Source organism: Nonomuraea sp. NPDC001831, assembly GCF_042892035.1.
Classification (GTDB): Bacteria; Actinomycetota; Actinomycetes; order Streptosporangiales; family Streptosporangiaceae; genus Nonomuraea.
On the sequence record NZ_JBIATU010000011.1, the window covers coordinates 203,060 to 219,943 of the forward strand.

General features: G+C 73.4%; 14 protein-coding genes. 5 read left to right on the plus strand and 9 right to left on the minus strand.

Translation table 11 applies throughout. The features are described 5' to 3' along the window. Positions 1-11: 11 nt before the first annotated feature. Entirely contained in the window at positions 12-944 is a 933-nt protein-coding gene (locus ACFYYW_RS31820; RefSeq protein ID WP_387654106.1) for an alpha/beta fold hydrolase, read from the minus strand. A gap of 87 nt (positions 945-1,031) precedes the next feature. Continuing rightward, positions 1,032-2,459, minus strand: coding sequence for a PucR family transcriptional regulator (locus tag ACFYYW_RS31825; RefSeq protein ID WP_387654109.1), 1,428 nt, complete (start codon positions 2,457-2,459; stop codon positions 1,032-1,034). Positions 2,460-2,548: 89 nt separating this feature from the next. Here ACFYYW_RS31825 and ACFYYW_RS31830 point away from each other — a divergent pair, with 89 nt between their 5' ends. The 5 genes from ACFYYW_RS31830 (at position 2,549) to ACFYYW_RS31850 (ending at position 9,089) form a co-directional block, all read left to right on the plus strand. Continuing rightward, positions 2,549-3,640 (plus strand): DUF917 domain-containing protein, encoded by a 1,092-nt coding sequence (locus tag ACFYYW_RS31830; RefSeq protein ID WP_387654111.1) that lies wholly within the window; start codon positions 2,549-2,551, stop codon positions 3,638-3,640. Then, a complete protein-coding gene (locus ACFYYW_RS31835) occupies positions 3,637-4,953 on the plus strand; it encodes a hydantoinase/oxoprolinase N-terminal domain-containing protein (protein WP_387654113.1) in 1,317 nt (438 codons plus the stop codon). The genes ACFYYW_RS31830 and ACFYYW_RS31835 overlap by 4 nt, the downstream gene beginning before the upstream one ends. A gap of 137 nt (positions 4,954-5,090) precedes the next feature. Then, on the plus strand, positions 5,091-6,410 hold the full coding sequence (locus ACFYYW_RS31840) for a cytosine permease (protein WP_352329663.1): 1,320 nt from the start codon (positions 5,091-5,093) through the stop codon (positions 6,408-6,410). A 104-nt stretch (positions 6,411-6,514) separates the two neighbouring features. Beyond that, on the plus strand, positions 6,515-8,032 hold the full coding sequence (locus ACFYYW_RS31845; RefSeq protein ID WP_352329662.1) for a hydantoinase/oxoprolinase family protein: 1,518 nt from the start codon (positions 6,515-6,517) through the stop codon (positions 8,030-8,032). After that, positions 8,025-9,089, plus strand: coding sequence for a DUF917 domain-containing protein (locus ACFYYW_RS31850; protein ID WP_387654116.1), 1,065 nt, complete (start codon positions 8,025-8,027; stop codon positions 9,087-9,089). Before ACFYYW_RS31845 ends, ACFYYW_RS31850 begins: the two co-directional genes overlap by 8 nt. Here ACFYYW_RS31850 and ACFYYW_RS31855 read toward each other — a convergent pair. The 7 genes from ACFYYW_RS31855 to ACFYYW_RS31885 form a co-directional block, all read right to left on the minus strand. Beyond that, positions 9,059-9,346, minus strand: a complete 288-nt coding sequence (locus ACFYYW_RS31855) for a YchJ family metal-binding protein (RefSeq protein ID WP_352329658.1) — start codon at positions 9,344-9,346, stop codon at positions 9,059-9,061. The two genes, ACFYYW_RS31850 and ACFYYW_RS31855, sit on opposite strands and share 31 nt — an antisense overlap. A 159-nt stretch (positions 9,347-9,505) precedes the next feature. After that, a complete protein-coding gene (locus ACFYYW_RS31860; RefSeq protein ID WP_387654119.1) occupies positions 9,506-10,357 on the minus strand; it encodes an NAD-dependent protein deacetylase in 852 nt (283 codons plus the stop codon). Between the two features lie 9 nt (positions 10,358-10,366). Beyond that, complete coding sequence (locus tag ACFYYW_RS31865; RefSeq protein WP_387654121.1) at positions 10,367-10,747, minus strand: VOC family protein; 381 nt, start codon at positions 10,745-10,747, stop codon at positions 10,367-10,369. 209 nt (positions 10,748-10,956) lie between these two features. Further along, positions 10,957-11,814 carry a hypothetical protein gene (locus ACFYYW_RS31870; RefSeq protein ID WP_387654124.1) on the minus strand — a complete coding sequence of 286 codons (858 nt, stop codon included), beginning with the start codon at positions 11,812-11,814 and terminating at the stop codon, positions 10,957-10,959. Positions 11,815-11,967: 153 nt separating this feature from the next. Beyond that, positions 11,968-12,819: a hypothetical protein gene (locus tag ACFYYW_RS31875; protein WP_387654127.1), complete on the minus strand. Its 852-nt coding sequence runs from the start codon at positions 12,817-12,819 to the stop codon at positions 11,968-11,970. A gap of 232 nt (positions 12,820-13,051) precedes the next feature. Continuing rightward, positions 13,052-14,842 carry an ABC transporter ATP-binding protein gene (locus ACFYYW_RS31880; RefSeq protein WP_387654130.1) on the minus strand — a complete coding sequence of 597 codons (1,791 nt, stop codon included), beginning with the start codon at positions 14,840-14,842 and terminating at the stop codon, positions 13,052-13,054. 53 nt (positions 14,843-14,895) lie between these two features. Continuing rightward, positions 14,896-16,668 carry an ABC transporter ATP-binding protein gene (locus tag ACFYYW_RS31885; protein ID WP_387654133.1) on the minus strand — a complete coding sequence of 591 codons (1,773 nt, stop codon included), beginning with the start codon at positions 16,666-16,668 and terminating at the stop codon, positions 14,896-14,898. Between the last annotated feature and the right edge of the window lie 216 nt (positions 16,669-16,884).

Consider the following 16,884-nt stretch of genomic DNA (forward strand, 5'->3'; position numbering starts at 1 on the left):
AAGACCCAGTTTCACCTTTTTGTGAAGGCGGCGACGTCCCGAATCGCCGTGACGACCAGATCCGGCTGCCGGTACTGGACGTAGTGCTCGGAGGTGCCGGCCACCACCACCCGCCCGCGCGTGGACCGGGCGGCCACCCGCCGGGCCTGGTCGAGGACGCTGCGCGGCCCGCCGGACGGGACGACGACCACGACCGGCGGCGCGCCCGGCCCCTCCGCCGTCCCGGCGACCTCCCGCGCGCTGTCCAGCGACGCCCACGCCTCGGCCCTGGCCGCGGCCATGCTGCCCGGCCCGTAGACGACGGGGGCGGCGGCGCGCGCCGCCGGCGTGGCGTCGCCGGGCACCAGGAGATCCCCGGCCAGCCGGAGCAGGCCCATCCTGGCCAGCGCCTGGTTGGCGGTGAGCTGGGCGGCCATCAGCGGCCGGGACACCCGCATGGCCGCCACCGCCTCCTCGTCGGTGGCGTCGATCAGCACCAGGCCCGCCGTCACGTCCGGGTACCGGGCGGCGAACAGGCGGACGATCTGGCCGCCGTAGGAGTGCCCGGCCAGGACGTACGGGCCGGGCTCGCCCGCGGCGGCCAGAAGCGCGCGCAGTTCCCCAGCCGCCCGGCCCGCGGTACGCGGCCCTGGACCCTCCTCGCTCCAGGCGTAGCCGGCCCGGTCGTAGGAGCACACGCGCAGCCCGGCCGACAACCGCCGCTGGACCACCTCCCAGCTCGCGCTGGACTCCACCAGGCCCGCCTCCAGCACCACCACCGGGCCGCCGGATCCCGTGCAGCGCAGGTGCAGGCGGTGGCCGCCGACGTTCACCAGGCGGCCCGGGGGCGGGTAGCGCGTGGCGTCGCCGCGCCGGACGGCGCTCTCGTAACCGAGCCCCGCACAGGCGGCCAGCAGCAGCAGCAGCCCCGCACACCAGGCGGCCAGCCGCCGCACTCTCGTCATGCCACCGAATCTAGGGATCCGGCCTCCCGGTTTCCTCGTCCTGGCGGGCGAACGCGGGCTGGGAGCTGGGTCCCGCGGGGCCGTCCTTCAGCGGGAGGAGGCCGCCCGGCAGGCCAGCTGGAGTGCCAGGCGTTGCCGCGGGTCGGCGAGGTCGGCCTGGAGCAGGGTCTCGATGCGGCGCACGTTCCTGCTGACGGCGTTGCGGTGCAGGTGCAGCTCCTCGGCGGCGCGGGCGGGCGAGCCGTTGTGGTCGAGGTAGGCGCGCAGGATGGCCAGGAGGTGGGCGGTCCGCTCGCCGCCGAGGTCGAGGATCGGTTGCAGCAGCTCCCGGACGGCGTGCTGGGCGGCGTCGGAGGCGTACCACTCCTCCAGCATGCGGTCGAGGCCGGCCAGGTCGTAGGTGGCCAGCGGCAGGGTGCTGCGGCGCAGCGCCGTACGCGCCTCGGAGGCGGAGGTGCGCAGGCCGACCAGGCCCTGGTGGGCGGTGCTGACCCCGCAACGCAGCTCGGCGCCCGCCGGGCGGACCCGTTCGAGCAAGCGGGCGGCGTCGCGCACCGCCTCGCGCAGGCCCGCCCTGCCCTGGTCGCGCCGCTGGCTGCGGACCACGATCAGCGCGTCGCCGGCGAGCGCGGCGTTCCAGGCGGCGCCGCCCAGCTCGCGGGCCGCGCGCACGGCCCGCGAGGCGGCGGTCTCCAGCAGGGCGTACCGCTCCTGGCCGCCGTCGGCCGGGCCGTCCGCGGCGGCGTCCGGGGTCTTCGCGGGGTCCTTCGCGGGTTCCAGGCGCAGGACGACGTGCCAGTCGTCGATCGGCAGGCCGAGGGCCCTGGCGCGGGGGGCCAGCTCCTGGGCCTGGTTCTCGGGGGCGACCAGCAGCTCGGTGAGGAGCTGGGCGCGGGACCGTCCGGGCAGTTCGTCGGACGGGCCCGCGGCGGCGGCCAGGGCGGCGACCCTGAGCACGATCCCGGCGGCCCGGTCGAAGTGCGTGCCGGCCGGCTCGCCGGGCTGGGCGGTGAACGCGCCGCCGTCGGCCCGGACGGGACGGCCGAGAGCCGCGCCGGCCGCCTCGGCGATGCGCTCGGGCACGCCGCCCGCTCCCGCCACGGCCTCGGCGGCGCGCGCCGTACGGACCAGCGCCTCGGCGGCGTCGCCCGCGATGGCCCGGTCGACGGCCACCACCAGCTCCGCCAGGTCGCCGCCGGCGGCCGCCAGCAGCGCGACCCCGCCGCGCTCGGCCAGCGCGGCGGCGCTCCGGTCGACCGCGGCCTCCAGGGCCTCCAGGGCCTGCGCGGACTCCGCGGTGAGCACGAGCGCCACGGCGCCGGCCGCGGCGGCGTCGCGCAGCGCGACGTCGAGCCGGTAGCCGGCCGCCTGCCGGGAGGCCGCGACCGTCAGGACCAGCACCGACCCCGGCGGCTGGCCCGCGATCCGGCCCAGGTCCTCCACCAGGCGCACGCCCGAAGCCGCCGCCGGCACCCCCGGCCCGGCCAGCGGACGCAGCTCTTCCAGCAGGAACATGCCATCAGTGTGCCATCGGCACACGAAGCCCGGCAAAAAGGTGCGGCGGGAACATCCGCCTTGACCTGCGGCTTCGTAACCTCGACAGCATGGACATCGACACCGGGCTGCTGCCCGCCTTCGCCCGCGGCTGTGCCGTGCTGGGCTCGGGCGGCGGCGGCCCCGTGACCATCGCCCGCGCCGCGGCGCTGCAGGCGCTGGAGGACCACGGGCCGGTACGCGTCGTGCAGCCCGCCGAGCTGGACCCCGAGCTGCTGGTCATGCCCGTGGGCACGGCGGGCTCCTCGGCCGTCATGTCCGAGCGCGTCGGCGGCACCGACGAGCCCGTCTACCTGCGCGACAAGATCGAGGAGCTGTACGGCGCGCCCGTCGGCGCGGTGCTGGCCAGCGAGATCGGCGGCGCGAACGGCTGCCTGGCGGTGGCCTGGGCGGCCCGGGTCGGCCTGCCGCTGGTGGACGCCGACGGGATGAGCCGCGCCTTCCCCCGCATGGACCAGACGGTGATGCAGCTGCGCGGCATCGCGCCCACCCCCGCCGTGCTGTGCGACGAGCGCGGCCGGACCGTCGTCGTCGACCGGGTGACCGGCGGCTGGCTGGAACGGCTGGTACGGGCGTCGCTGGAGGCGTTCGGCGGCCAGGTCGCGACCAGCGAGTACATCATGCGCGGCGACCAGGTGGCCGGCGCCACCGCGCTCGGCTCGGTGACCCGGGCCGTGCGCCTCGGGACGCGGCTGCCCGATCCGCTGATCACCGGCAAGGTCGCCGAGACGGCCGGGTCGATCCTGGTCGAAGGGCTCGGGTACGACCAGGGGCGGCTGGTCCGCGTCCAGGCGGGCAGCGAGTTCCTGGCCGTCGTCGAGGACGGCGTGCCGCTGGCCGTGGTGCCCGACGTGATCGCGATGCTGGACACGCGCACGGGCGAGGTCGTGCAGGCCGAGCAGGTCCGGTACGGGCTGCGGGTGAGCGTGGTGCGCGTCCCGTGCGACCCGGTCTGGCACACGCCCGAAGGGCTGCGGCTGGCCGGGCCCGCCGCGTTCGGTCTCACCGGCCTTGCCACCCCTCCCCCACCGCAGGCGCCCCCCGCCACCGCGACGCGGGAAACCCCGGCGGGCACGGCCTTCAGCCCCTCCCCCACCGGGTCCACCGGGCCCTCCCCAGCCGGGCGGGAGGCGGGGGCGTGAGGGCCGGGGTGGACGTCGGGCCGACCAACACCGACGCTGCCGTCCTCGCCGACGACGGCAGCGTGCTGGCCACCGTCAAGATCGCGTCGATCCCCGGCGACCCGGTGGCCTGCGTGCGCAACGCGCTGGCACGCCTGCCGATGGACGGCGAGCCGGTCCAGGTCGCCGTCGGCCTGCGCGGCGCCGCCACGGCCGTGACCAGGCGGTCCGGGCTGCGCAAGGTGGCCGTGCTGCGCATCGCGGGCGTGTCGGCGACCGCCGTGCGCCCGCTGTCCGGCTGGCCGCCCGACCTGCGCGCCGCGGTGAACGCCGGCACCGCCGTCGTGGACGGCGGCGGCGGTCTCGACCGCGAGGACCGCACGCCCCTCGACCGCGACGCCGTGGCCCGCTTCGCCGCGCAGGTGGCCGGCGCCGCGCAGGCCGTCGCCGTCGCGGGCCTGTTCTCGCCCCTGGACGGCGAGCAGGAGCGCGAGGCCGCCGAGATCGTCCGGGCGGAGCTGGGCGAGGGCGTGCCGATCGCGCTGTCGGCCGACCTCGGCTCGCTCGGCCTGCTGGAACGCGAGAACGCGACCGTGCTGGACGCCGCCCTGTCGGGGTTCGCGGGCGCGGTCTCCGGCGGGCTGGCCACCGCGCTGGCGGGCCTGTGCCCGGGGGCGGCGGTGTTCGTGACCCGCGGCGACGGCACGCTGATGAGCCTGGAGCACCTGGCCCGCCATCCCGGGCTCAGCCTGGGCAGCGGCCCGGCGAGCGTGCTGCGCGGCGCCGGCGCCCTGACCGGGCTCGGTGACGCGGTGGTCGCCGACGTGGGCGCCACCCGCGTCCGGGTCGGCGTGCTGGCCGGCGGTTATCCGGAGGAGGCCGTGGGCGGCGCGGACATCGGCGGCGTGCCCGTCGGGCTGCGCATCCCCGGGCTCATCAGGGTGCCGCGGCCGGTCGACCCGACCGAGCTGGCCGAGGCCGTGGACCGGCTGCAGCCGGGCGCCGGGCTGCTGCCGCTCGTGGTCGTGGGCGGCGGTGAGCACGCCGTGCCGGAGGGGCTGCATCCCGCGCACGGGCCGGCGGCCGGCGCCATCGGCGCGGCGGTCAGCCCGGTCGGCGGCCAGTACGAGCGCATCGTGCGCCTGCCCGACCGCTCGGCGCTGGCGGCGGCGCTCGAACCCGTCGCCGAGGAGGCCAGGGCGGCGGCCGTCCGCGCGGGGGCCGATCCGCGGCGGGTGCGGGTCATCGGCGTGGAGGAGATCCCGCTCGCGTACCTGCCCGGCCCGTTCGTCCGGCTGCGCGCCCGCGCCGCCGGGCCGCCCTCGCTCCTGTGACCGCCCGCTTCTCCGACCGTCCGCTCCTCTGACCGCCCGCTTCTCCGATCGCCCGCTTCTCCGACCGCCCGCTTCCCTGACCGCCCGCTCCTCTGACCGCCCCCGTGCACGACCCCCCGACGCGAAGGAAGACCACCATGACCGACTCCGACTACCCCCTGGAGCGGGTGCCGCAGGCCGCCCGCTACTCCTGGTTCAACGTGGCCGTGCAGCGGTTCGGCCAGCTCTCCGACCTGACGCAGTTCCTGCTGGGCGCCACGCTCGGCGCCGGGCTGTCGTTCTGGGGGGCGTTCTGGGCGTTCACGCTGGGCTCGGTGATCCTGGAGGTGGTGTGCATCTTCGTCGGCATCGCCGGGATGCGCGAGGGCCTGTCCACCTCCATGCTGGCCCGCTGGACCGGCTTCGGCCGGTACGGCTCCACGATCATCGGCGTGATCATCGCCCTGAGCCTGTTCGGCTGGTTCGGCGTGCAGACCGCGGTCTTCGCTTCGGGCCTGCACTCGATCATGTCCTGGCTGCCGCTCTGGGCGTGGGCCATGATCGCCGGCATCGGCGTGACGCTGCTGGTCATCCGGGGGTTCAAGGCGATGGGGATGACGGCGTTCATCACCGTGCCGGCGTTCCTCGGCCTGGCCGGCTGGGCGATGTGGGTGGAAATTTCGCGACATGACCTGGGGTCGCTGGTGGCGTCGCCGCCGTTCGGCGAGCCGATCAGCATCGCGACCGGCGCCACCATCGTGGCCGGCTCCTACATCATCGGCGCGGTGACCACGCCCGACATGACCAGGTTCAACCGCAACACCGGCGACGTCGTCAAGCAGACCCTCGTCGGCATCTCCCTCGGCGAGTACGTGCTCGGCCTGGCCGGCGTGCTGCTGGCCTACGCGGTCAAGTCCTCGGACGTGATCGCGATCATCACCGCCTCCTCCGGCGTGATCGGCGTCATCGTCCTCATCTCGGCCACCGTGAAGATCAACAACTGGAACCTGTACTCCGCCGCGCTCGGCCTGCTCAACGCCGTGGAGTCCACGGTCGGGGTGCGGCTGAACCGGGTCGCCGTCACCATCGGCATCGGCGTCCTGGGCAGCGTGCTGGCCGCCGCCGGGATCCTGGAGCGCTTCACCGACTTCCTGCTGATCCTCGGCGTCATCACGCCGCCCGTGGCCGGGATCATGGTCGCCGAGTACTTCGTGGTGCGCCGCTGGCGCCCGGTGCTGGACGCCTCCCGCGCCACCGGCACGCTGCCCGAGACCGAGCCGACGTGGGTGCCCGCCACGCTGGTCATCTGGGCCGCCGCCGCGCTGGTCGGCTGGCTCAGCGACCACTACCAGTGGATCGGCATCCCCGCCCTGAACTCCCTCATCCTCGCGGGCCTGGGCTACGTCGTCGCGGGCCGGCTCGGCCTGGTCCGCGGCACCCGCGAGGTCCCCGTCGAGCGGCCCGCGCTCACCGTCTGAGAGTCGCACGGCCCGCGCTCATCGTCCGAGAGTCGAGCGACCCGCGCTCACCGTCCGAGAGTCGCACGGCCCGCGCTCACCGTCCGAGAAGAGAGTCCTCCTTCATGCGTATCGGCATCGACGTGGGCGGCACCAACACCGACGCCGCCCTCATCGGCGACGACGGCCAGGTGCTGGCCACCGTCAAGTCCCCCACCACCGCGGACGTCACGGGCGGCGTCGCCGCCGCCCTGGCCGGCCTGGGCGCCACCCGGGTGTCCGCGGTGATGATCGGCACCACCCACTTCGTCAACGCCCTGGTGGAGGCCGCCCGGCTGGAGCCGGTCGCGGCCGTCCGGCTCGGCCTGCCCGCCACGGCCGCGCTGCCGCCGCTGGTGGACTGGCCCGACCGCCTGCGCCAGGCGGTCGAGGGCGCGGTCTACCTGTGCCACGGCGGCTGCGAGTACGACGGCGCCCCCATCTCCCCCCTCGACCCGGACGAGCTGCGCGGCGTCGCCGCCGACATCAGGCGGCGCGGCCTGCGCACGGTCGCGATCTCCTCGGTGTTCTCCCCGGTCAGCGACGCCGACGAGCACGAGGCCGCGCGGATCCTGGCCGCCGAGCTGGGCCCCGAGGTGCACCTGTCGCTGTCCTGCGAGATCGGCCGGGTCGGCCTGCTGGCCAGGGAGAACGCCACGATCGTGAACGCCGCCCTGCGCCCGCTGGCCGGCCGGACCGTGGCCGCCTTCGGCGAGGCGCTGCGGGTGGCCGGGATCGACGCGCCGCTGTTCCTGTCCCAGAACGACGGCACCCTCATGGACGTGGACCAGGCCCGCCGCTACCCGGTGGCCACGTTCGCGTCGGGGCCGACGAACTCGATGCGCGGCGCGGCGTACCTGTCGGGGCTGACCGACTGCGCGGTGGTGGACATCGGCGGCACCACGTCCGACGTGGGCATCCTGGTCGGCGGGTTCCCGCGCGAGGCCGCCGGCGAGGCGCTGGTCGCCGAGGTGCGCACCAACTTCCGCATCCCCGACGTGTTGTCGATCGGCATCGGCGGCGGCTCGCTGGTCGCCGAGGACGGCACCACCGGCCCGCGCAGCGTCGGCTACCGGCTGACCGAGGAGGCGCTGGTGTTCGGCGGCGGCACGCTGACCGCCACCGACCTGGCCGTGGCCGCCGGGCTGGCCGACATCGGCGACCGCGACAGGGTCGCGCACGTCGACCCGCAGCGTCCGCTCAAGCTCATCGCCGAGCGCGTCTCGGAGGCGGTCGACCGCATGCGCACCTCGTCCGCGCCGCTGCCCGTCGTGCTGGTGGGCGGCGGCAGCGTGCTCATCCAGGAGCTGCCCGGCTTCGACGACGTGCGCCGCCCGGCGCACTTCGAGGTGGCCAACGCGGTCGGCGCGGCCATCGCCCAGGTCGGCGGCGAGGTGGACCGGGTCTTCTCCGGCCCCCGCGAGCGCATCCTGGAGGAGGCCAAGAGCGAGGCGATCATCCGCGCCGAGCGCGGCGGCGCCCGCGCGGGCAGCGTGCGGATCGTGGACGTGGAGGAGCTGCCGCTCGCCTACCTGCCCGGCGACGCCACCCGGATCAGGGTGAAGGCCGTCGGCGACCTGGACCTGGAGAAGATCGATGCGTGAGATCGGAATCGACCGGCTGGACGACATGGCGCGCGGCGCCGGGATCCTCGGCACCGGCGGCGGCGGCGACCCGTACGTGGGCAAGCTGCTGGCCCGCGAGGCCATCCGCAGGCACGGTCCCGTGCCGCTGGTGGCCATCGACGAGGTGCCCGCGGACGCGACCGTCGTGGCGGTCTCCGGCATGGGGGCGCCGACCGTGCTGCTGGAGAAGTTGCCGGCGGGCACCGAGGAGCTGACCGCGCTGCGCGCCCTGGAGGCGGTGCTCGGCCGTCCGGCCACGCACATCGTGCCGATCGAGGTCGGCGGCGTGAACTCGATGATCCCGATCGCCGCCGCCGCCCAGGCGGGCCTGCCGATCGTGGACGGCGACGCGATGGGCCGCGCCTTCCCCGAGGCGCAGATGGTGCTGCCGACGCTGATCGGCGTGCCGAACACGCCGATGGCGCTGGCCGACGACAAGGGCAACACGCTGGTGCTGGAGACGGTGTCCAACGTGTGGGCCGAGCGCCTGGCCAGGGCGGCGTGCGTGCAGATGGGCTGCCAGGTCTCCTGCGCCGACACCGTCATGCGCGGCGACCAGCTGCGCGACGGTCTGGTGCCGGCCACGCTGACGCTGGCCGAGGACCTGGGCCGGGCCGTGCGACTGGCCCGCGCCGGGCACGCCGACCCGGTGGCGGCGGCCCTGGACGTGCTGGGCGGCCTCAAGCTGTTCACCGGCAAGGTCGTGGACGTCGAGCGCCGCACCACCGGCGGCTTCGCCCGCGGCCAGGCCCGCCTGGAGGGCACCGGCACGCTGGAGCTCAGCTTCCAGAACGAGCACCTGCTGGCCCGCCGGGACGGCGAGATCGTGGCCACCACGCCCGACCTGATCTGCGTCCTGGACAGCGACTCGGGCGAGCCGGTCACCACCGAGGCCATGCGCTACGGCCTGCGCGTCACGGTCATCGCCGTGCCCTGCGACCCGCGCTGGACCTCGCCGGGCGGCCTCGAACTGGCCGGGCCGCGGTACTTCGGCTACGACTGCGACTACCGGCCGCTCGCCACGACCCCGGCGTAGACCCAGCGGCCGTCCAGCCGGACGAACCTGCTGTGCTCGTCGAGCACGCCCGGCACCCGCCGGTTGACGAAGTGGGCGCGGAACCGCACGGTGCCCTCGGTGTGGACGGGGCTGCCGCCGGTGCTCTCCAGCACCTCCAGCTCCGTCCAGGCGACCTTCCTGTCGAGGTCGAGGCGGGCCGGGCGGTCGGCGGGATGCCAGGTGGCCATGAGGTAGGCCTCGTCGCCCACGGCGAACGCGCTGAACCTGGACCGCATGAGCGACTCCGCGGTGGGGGCCGACCCCTCACCGCGGTGGTATCTCCCGCAGCACTCCGCGTAGGACGCGGGCAGACCGCAGGGGCATGGACGAGGAGGCATGCCCCCCATTGTGCCGCCCCCGCGCCGCCTTGCGCTCCGCCCGGTGCGGGCGTGGGGTCAGAGGCGGGCGGCCAGCTCGGTCAGGGTCGCCCCGAGCGGGGCGTCGAGCAGGAGGGCGGCGTCGGCGTCGGCGCCGGTCGGGCCCTGGTTGACGATGGCGACGGGCAGCCCGAGCTCGGCCGCCCTGGTGACGAAGCGCAGCCCCGACCTGATCGCCAGCGACGACCCCAGCACGAGCAGCGAGCGCGCCCCGCCCACGAGCGCGAAGCACTCCGCCACCCGATCCCTCGGCACGTTCTCGCCGAAGAAGATCACGTCGGGCTTCAGCAGGCCTCCGCAGGTGACGCAGTCGACCACCTGGAACCCGGCGACCTGGGCGTCGGTGAGGGCGGCGTCGCCGTCAGGGTTGACCCGCCCCTCGGCGGCCCAGCGCGGATTGGCCGCGCTGAGGCGGCGCTCCAGCTCGGCGCGCGGGGTACGTTCGCGGCACGACAGGCACACGACGCGGTCGAGGCCGCCGTGCAGCTCGATCACCCGGCGCGCCCCGGCGGCCTGGTGGAGGCCGTCGACGTTCTGGGTGACGATGCCGGCCAGCAGCCCACGCCGCTCCAGCTCGGCCACCGCGCGGTGGCCGGCGTTGGGGGCGGCCCGGCCGATCTGCCGCCAGCCGACGTGGCTGCGCGCCCAGTAGCGCCGCCGCGCCTCGGCGCTGCCGGTGAAGCGCTGGTACGTCATCGGCTCGGCGCGCCGCGCCCGTCCGGTCGGGCCCCGATAGTCGGGAATGCCGGACTCGGTGGACAGCCCGGCCCCGCTGAGCACCACGACCCCGCCACCGGCCACCAGCTCGGCCAGCGACGCGATCGCGGGCGCCGTCACGGGTGCCGTCGCAGTCTCTTGCACACCATCCATAATGCCCGGTCAGAGATAGTTGCTGAGCTCGACCAGGTTCCCGTCGGGGTCCCGCAGGTAGACGCTCCTGATGGGGCCGAGCGCTCCGGTGCGCTCCACCGGGCCCTCCTCGATCCCGACGCGGTGGCGGGCCAGCTCGTCCATGACCGTCTCGATGGGGTCGGCGACAATCAGGCACAGGTCGGCGCTGCCCGGGACGGGCCGGGCCGCCTTCGGCTCGAACTCGCGACCCGCCTCATGCAGGTTGATCTTGCTCTGCCCGAACGCCAGCGCCCGCCGCCCCTCACCGAACGTCACCGCCTCCATCCCCAGCACCGTGGTGTAGAAGCGCACCGCCACCTCCACATCGGCAACAGTCAGCACCAGATGATCCAGACGGTCGATCCTCATGTTTCCCTCACTCCCCGATCGGCTCTCCGCCCCATAGTCTCCGCATCTCGGGACACGTCCGCAGCAACTCCCCAGCGGCCCGCGTCCTCTCCAGGCTGTCCGGCATGGCGGCCAGATCGCGGCAAATGCCCGCCTCGACTTCCCCATCGGACTCGCATCCGGAAGCGCCGACTGCACCGGGATCGCTGTGGGCGATGCAGCCATGTTGATCACTTTCCCGACGGGTCGGCGTTGACAATTCGCACCCAAGCGATCATGGGGCTGTTCAACATCTCGATTTGGTCCTTGCCTGATGCCACATCGACATAACCGTAAACGAGCCCCTGGTTCGCCCGCTGTCGGAGATCGGCAAGGCTGAGCCCGAAGTGGCGCAGCATCAGGTCGGCGTCCCGATCGAGCCTGGACACCCAATATCGAAATTCTTCCAGCTGATTGCCGTCAGGGTCGCCGGCCCGTCCCATCAGCCTTCTGATCTCGGGACTCCAATCCCATCCGATCGGCTCCACCCTCGACCGAAGAAGACCAGCCCCTCTCGAAGGAGCCTTGAAAGGGCTGAAGAAGACGACATCTGCCGCATTCAGCTTACCGTCAGCAGCGTTACCCTTGACGAATTCAGCATAGTCGCCCCAGGGAATGCCTTTCCTGAAACCAACCACCAGTTCATACGTCGTTGCAGGTTGGGCCTCAAGTGTCGCCTGAACGGCCTTCGCCGACGTCTCCCCGTAGGTGGCGGGATTGGATATGACGCTCGACAGATACGTTCTCTCGATTCGCGGCGAAACGATCGAGCCATCAAGCCTCAACTCGTACTCGACATTGCCGTACAAGGACGATTTGCGCGCATCATAGCCTTTCGGCTGCAGACGGACTCGCACCTTCCTGCTCTTGTCCAGCGACCCCAAGCTCGCACGGCACGAGCTGGCCGAATAATCTCCCGACTCGCGAACATGATAAGCAGTGTTGGTTATCTTCGCCGCCCCCACCAGGGCGAACTTATCCCGGTCGAAGCCGCTACCGCAGCCCCACGGCCCGGGCCAGAGCAACCAAGCAGTCCCAGCGATCACCATGCAGGCTACGACTGAAACAGCAACTGCAGGTCGGGTTGGACGCCTCGCCATCGACCGTTCACCCCTCAATCGTGACCGTAACTCCGAGAATCTGCCACACCGATCGCCTGATCCCACACCGCAGCGCCGACCGCCACCCCTGGGTCCTGCCATTCAAGAAGAATGCAGGAAGCCGATGTCGGTGAGTTCGATTCGCGCCACCTCTGGCTGCTGCATGAGCCACGCCAGCACCTCCGGCGTCGATTCTGTGATGAACCCGTACACCTTCGGCTCGCGGGCGCGCGATTGCAGTTCTTCGTACCGGAGGCCGATTCGCTCCAGCGGTTGTGCATCCTCGGGTCTGAGAGACCGCGCCCACGCTTGGAACTGTGCGGCCAATCCCTGCGTACAAGGCCCGGACGGGAGCCTGTATTCGCAGTTGTTGACGTCCCACGAGAGCGGCTTCTGCCCGGATGCACCCGGAGAGAGGAGAACTGCTTCAATGTCAAGGGGTTGCGGCATGGGCGGGGTGGTTGGAAGTCTCTTTTCGAGGAGTGGCTGCTTCAGCTTCACCACTGCCTGTAGTAGTACCTCGGTCCGGCTCAGTCTGGACAGGGTGCGCTTGAGGTCTGCTCGACTCAGGAGAGTCTCATCCTGGTCATCGGCAAACCGTTGCAGTGCTCCGCTGAGCCGTATGCCGGCTATCGAAGGCATGGCGAAGAGTCCGCCTTGCCGCAAGCGGATGGCGTCATGTTGCGGGTAGCTCTCGTCGTGCCGCAGGCGTCGTGAGTCGAGCACGACCTCGATGTCTCCATCTTCTCCGACACCCTCAGATATGGTGTGGCCATCCCGGGCCAGCTGATCGAACTCGACACGGATGTCGGAGTTCGCCGCACCGAACGCGTTCAGCAGGACGTATCGGATCCGCTCGTTCCCGATACTGCTGTCCCACCCCTGTCGTGGAGCCAGAGAACGCCAGCCCAACCATGCCGCGCAAGCTCCGACGACCAACACCGAAATCGACATCAGTATGCGGCGGTGCAAATCTGCCGTCCATCCTTGAGGTGAGTCGAGCTACGTAAAGCAGGCCGGAATCGCCCAGCAGAAAAGGCATCCTTGCAGGGAAGCCTGAACCTCGGGAACTTAAGAAGTCGGAAGCTTGCATTCCGGCCTCGGGCCCAAGGTAGTACATAGACCTTCGATCTGGACCGAGTTGCACTCCTCGGCGTGCTTCCGTCAGGCCCTCCGGAAAACGGGGTTAGCTGGACGCTTCGATCGGTTCTCCGTTCCATAGTCTGCGCATCTCCGGACACGTACGCAGCAACTCCCCCAGCGGGCCGCGTCCCACGACCTGGCCACGGTCGAGGACGACCACCTGGTCGGCGCGTTCGAGGGCGGCCCGGCGGGAGGAGACCACCAGCAGCGTGGCGGGGCCGTGCCGGGCGATGCGCTCCCACAGCAGGTTCTCGGTCCCGACGTCCAGGGCGGACGACACGTCGTCCACGACGAGCAGGTCCGGGGCGCGGACCAGGGCGCGGGCGGCGGTGGCGCGCTGCACCTGGCCGCCCGACAGACGCACGCCCCGGGGGCCGACGACGGTCTCCAGGCCGTCCGGCATGGCGGCCAGGTCGTCCTCGAAGGCGGCGAGTTCCAGGGCACGGGCCAGGTCGTCGTCGTCCGCGGGCAGGCCGAGGAGCAGGTTCTCGCGCAGGGTCTCCGAGAACAGGCGCGGGATCTGGCTCGCGTACGCCGCCCGTCCGGGAACCAGGAACGCGCCGGGGTCGGGCACCGGACGCCCGTTCCAGGTGATCGTCCCGGCGTCCCGGGGCAGCAGGCCGAGCAGGGCGCGCACCAGCGTGGTCTTGCCCGCGCCGACGGCCCCGGTGACGACGGTGAACGTGCCGCGCCGCAGCGTCAGGTCCACGTCGTGCACCCCGCGCCCACCGGGGTGCCGCACGCTCAACCCCCGCACCTCCAGCACCTCCAGCGTCGTCGGCGCGGCCGGGAGGCGGGTCGTGGGCGGGCCGTCCGGGGCTGGGGCGGGGTGGAGGGGGTGGGGGTGGGTCAGGTCGGGGGTGTTCTGGTGGGGGGCGAGGAGGGTGGTCAGGCGTTCGGCTGAGACGTCCGCCCTCGGCAGGCGGTACAGGATGGAGCCGATGGTGCGCGGCAGCGCGGTCAGCCAGCCGACGTAGCTGGTGAACAGCGCGAGGTCGCCCACGGTGAACTCGCCGCGCCGCATCGCCCCCGCGGCCAGCAGCAGCACGACGCCGACGCCCAGCTCCACCGTGGTGCCCGTGGCGGCCTCCAGCAGGTCGGTGGCCAGGCGGCTGCGTACGGCGGCGTCGCGGCGGCGGGCGTTGAGCGTGCGCAGGCGGTCCAGCGCCGCCCGTTCGGCCCCGGCCGTCTTCAGCGTGAGCACGCCGCCGAACAGTTCGCCGACGAAGGCCGTCACGCCCGCGCCCAGTTCCCTGGCCTGCTGGTGACGCCACCTGATCACCCGTCCCATGAGCCTGCTCAGCACGCCGATCGCGAGCATCGGCACGACCAGTGTCACGGTGACGACGGGGTCGATGGAAATCATGACCGCCAGCGCCGCCCCGCCGAACAACACGCCTCCGGCCAGGGGGACCGACTCGTCGGCGAGCTCGACCAGCTCGGCCACGTCGTCGCGCAGCCGGGCCAGCGACTCGCCCGGGGAGCGCGGCAGCCGGGCGGCGACCGCGCCGGGCGCGGTCAGCACCGAGCCCAGGACGTTGGCGCGCAGCAGCGTGGCCGCCGCGTCCCACCAGTAGGAGCCGTAGGACCAGGCGAACACCAGGACGATCCCGCGGACCAGCTCGACGCCAGCGAACGCCGCGCACAACCACAACGACTGCCGCAGCGTCGCCGGGCTGTGCCCGCTGATCTGGTCGAAGAGCTGTCGCAGCACGAGGCCGCCGCCGAGCGGGAGCACGTGAACCGGCAGCCACAGCAGGATCTGCAGCACGTACAGGCGCACGTCGAAGCCGACCAGGCGGCCCGCCACGCCCAGGGCCCGGCACGCGCTCACCGGCTCACCCCGGCGGTGGCCGGGAGCCGGCCGGACCCGAGCCCGGCGGGCGCTCATCGGCTCACCCCCGCCGCGTCCAGGAGCCGGCCGAACCTGCTGCCGGGGTCGGCGGCCAGGTCGGCGCGGCGGCCGTACTCGACGAGCTTGCCGCGTTCCAGTACGGCGATCTTGTCCACGTGCGCCAGGGAGGAGAGCCGGTGCGCGATGAGCACGCCGGTCCGCCCGTCCAGCAGCCGCCGTACGCCGTCCTCGACGTGCCGTTCGGTGGCCGGGTCGAGCCTGCTGGACGCCTCGTCCAGGATCACCAGGCCGGGGTCGGCCAGGAAGGCCCGCGCGAAGGCGAGCAGCTGCGCCTCCCCCGCCGACAGGCCGCCGGGCTCGCCGTCGAGCCCGCCGGGCAGCGCGGCCAGCCATCCGCCGAGCCCCACCCCGGCCAGCACCTCCAGCAGGTGAGCGTCATCGTGGCGGGGGTCGGTCAGGGCGCCGAACAGGGTGAGGTTGTCGCGGACGCTGCCGTCGAACAGCCGTACGTCCTGGGTGACCACGCCGACCCGGCGGCGCAGCGACTCCGGGTCGCACTCGCGCAGGTCGAGGCCGCCGATCTCGACCGTGCCGCCGGTCGGGTCGTACAGGCGCAGCAGCAGCTTGGCGAGGGTGGTCTTGCCGCTGCCGGTGCGTCCGACCAGGCCCAGGCGTTCGCCGGGGGCCAGGGTGAGGGTGATGCCCGACAGCGCGCTCTCGCCGTCGTCGGGGTAGGCGAAGCTCACGTCGTCCAGCCGCAGGCCGAGCGCGCCCGAGGCGGGCAGCGGCCGGGGCGCGGCGCGGACGGGCAGCGCCGGGCGCTCGGCCAGCAGGGAGCCGATGCGGGCGAACCCGGCCAGCGCCCCCTGGAACTGCCTGAGCTGGTCGATCAGCCGCTCGAACGGCGTGCGGATCATCACGGTGTACTGGAAGATCAGCACGGCGGTGCCGACGGTGAGCGCCCCGGCGTGCAGCAGCCAGGCGGCCAGGGCGAGCATCAGCGCGGTCCCGGCCGCGAACGCCACGTTGGTGGCCGCGAGCAGGCCGCCCGCGATGCGCGAGCCGTGCCACTCGGCGCGGAACCAGGCCGCGGCGACCTGGTGGAAGCGGCCGAGCGCGTGCTCGCCCGCGCCGTTGGCCCGCAGGTCCTCGGCCCCGGCCAGCCGTTCTTCGAGGTGGCCGTAGAGTGCGGCGCTCGCCTGCCGCGACCGGGTCGCCGACGGCACGGCGAGCCGCTGCGCGCCCGCCATGGCGAGCCCGGTCAGCAGGCAGTAGGCCAGCAGCGCCGCGCCCAGCCGCAGGTCGACGGTGAACACGACGGCGAGCACGCCGGCCAGCAGCAGCAGCCCGGCCACGACGTCGAGGACGAAGGCGACGACGAAGTCGGCCACGGCGGCCACGTCGCCGTCGACGCGTTCGATCAGCTCGCCGGGCGAGTGGCGGGCGTGGAAGGCCAGGTCGAGGCCGAGCACGTGCCCGGCCAGGTGTTCGCGCAGGCGGTTGGTGCCGTCCCAGGCCAGGCGGCCGGCGAGCCAGGCGGCGGCCATGCGGGCGGCCTGACCGGCGGCGGCCAGTCCGAGGTAGCCGAGCGCGATCACGATCAGGTGGCGCAGCCCGGCGCCACCGGCGGCGTCGTCGACGAAGCGGCGGGTGACGTGCGGGGCGGCCAGCGGCAGCGCGGTGGCCGCGGCGGTGGCGGCGCCGAGCGCGAGCGCGGCGGGCGGGCCGGGCCGCAGGTGGCGCAGGGCCTGCCGGGCGGGTCTAGCTACATGCGGAGGTGTCCTGGTGAGCGGGGATCTCGACAAGCGTCATGCCCTCTGGATAGGTGGGTGTCCTGTGCTGGGAGGTCATGAACGCTGTCCTCATCGGTCCGCTCCTTCGTCCGGCGATCGGTGCCGCCGGGAAGTACAACAGCCGCCCGCGCAGCGCCGCAACCGGTTTTGGCCGCCTACGCGATCTATACGCCGCCTATACAGCCGCTGCTCACGCTGAGCACCGAACGGCCTTACACCCCCCGCGGA

Excerpts from the sequence above, each read along its gene's own strand:
- ACFYYW_RS31860 (WP_387654119.1), bottom strand. The coding sequence starts at position 10,357 with ATGGATGGTGTGCAAGAGACTGCGACGGCACCCGTGACGGCGCCCGCG.
- ACFYYW_RS31850 (WP_387654116.1), top strand. The coding sequence starts at position 8,025 with ATGCGTGAGATCGGAATCGACCGGCTGGACGACATGGCGCGCGGCGCC.
- ACFYYW_RS31845 (WP_352329662.1), top strand. The coding sequence starts at position 6,515 with ATGCGTATCGGCATCGACGTGGGCGGCACCAACACCGACGCCGCCCTC.
- ACFYYW_RS31870 (WP_387654124.1), bottom strand. The coding sequence starts at position 11,814 with ATGGTGATCGCTGGGACTGCTTGGTTGCTCTGGCCCGGGCCGTGGGGC.
- ACFYYW_RS31855 (WP_352329658.1), bottom strand. The coding sequence starts at position 9,346 with ATGCGGTCCAGGTTCAGCGCGTTCGCCGTGGGCGACGAGGCCTACCTC.
- ACFYYW_RS31825 (WP_387654109.1), bottom strand. The coding sequence starts at position 2,459 with ATGTTCCTGCTGGAAGAGCTGCGTCCGCTGGCCGGGCCGGGGGTGCCG.
- ACFYYW_RS31840 (WP_352329663.1), top strand. The coding sequence starts at position 5,091 with ATGACCGACTCCGACTACCCCCTGGAGCGGGTGCCGCAGGCCGCCCGC.
- ACFYYW_RS31820 (WP_387654106.1), bottom strand. The coding sequence starts at position 944 with ATGACGAGAGTGCGGCGGCTGGCCGCCTGGTGTGCGGGGCTGCTGCTG.
- ACFYYW_RS31865 (WP_387654121.1), bottom strand. The coding sequence starts at position 10,747 with ATGAGGATCGACCGTCTGGATCATCTGGTGCTGACTGTTGCCGATGTG.
- ACFYYW_RS31875 (WP_387654127.1), bottom strand. The coding sequence starts at position 12,819 with ATGTCGATTTCGGTGTTGGTCGTCGGAGCTTGCGCGGCATGGTTGGGC.
- ACFYYW_RS31830 (WP_387654111.1), top strand. The coding sequence starts at position 2,549 with ATGGACATCGACACCGGGCTGCTGCCCGCCTTCGCCCGCGGCTGTGCC.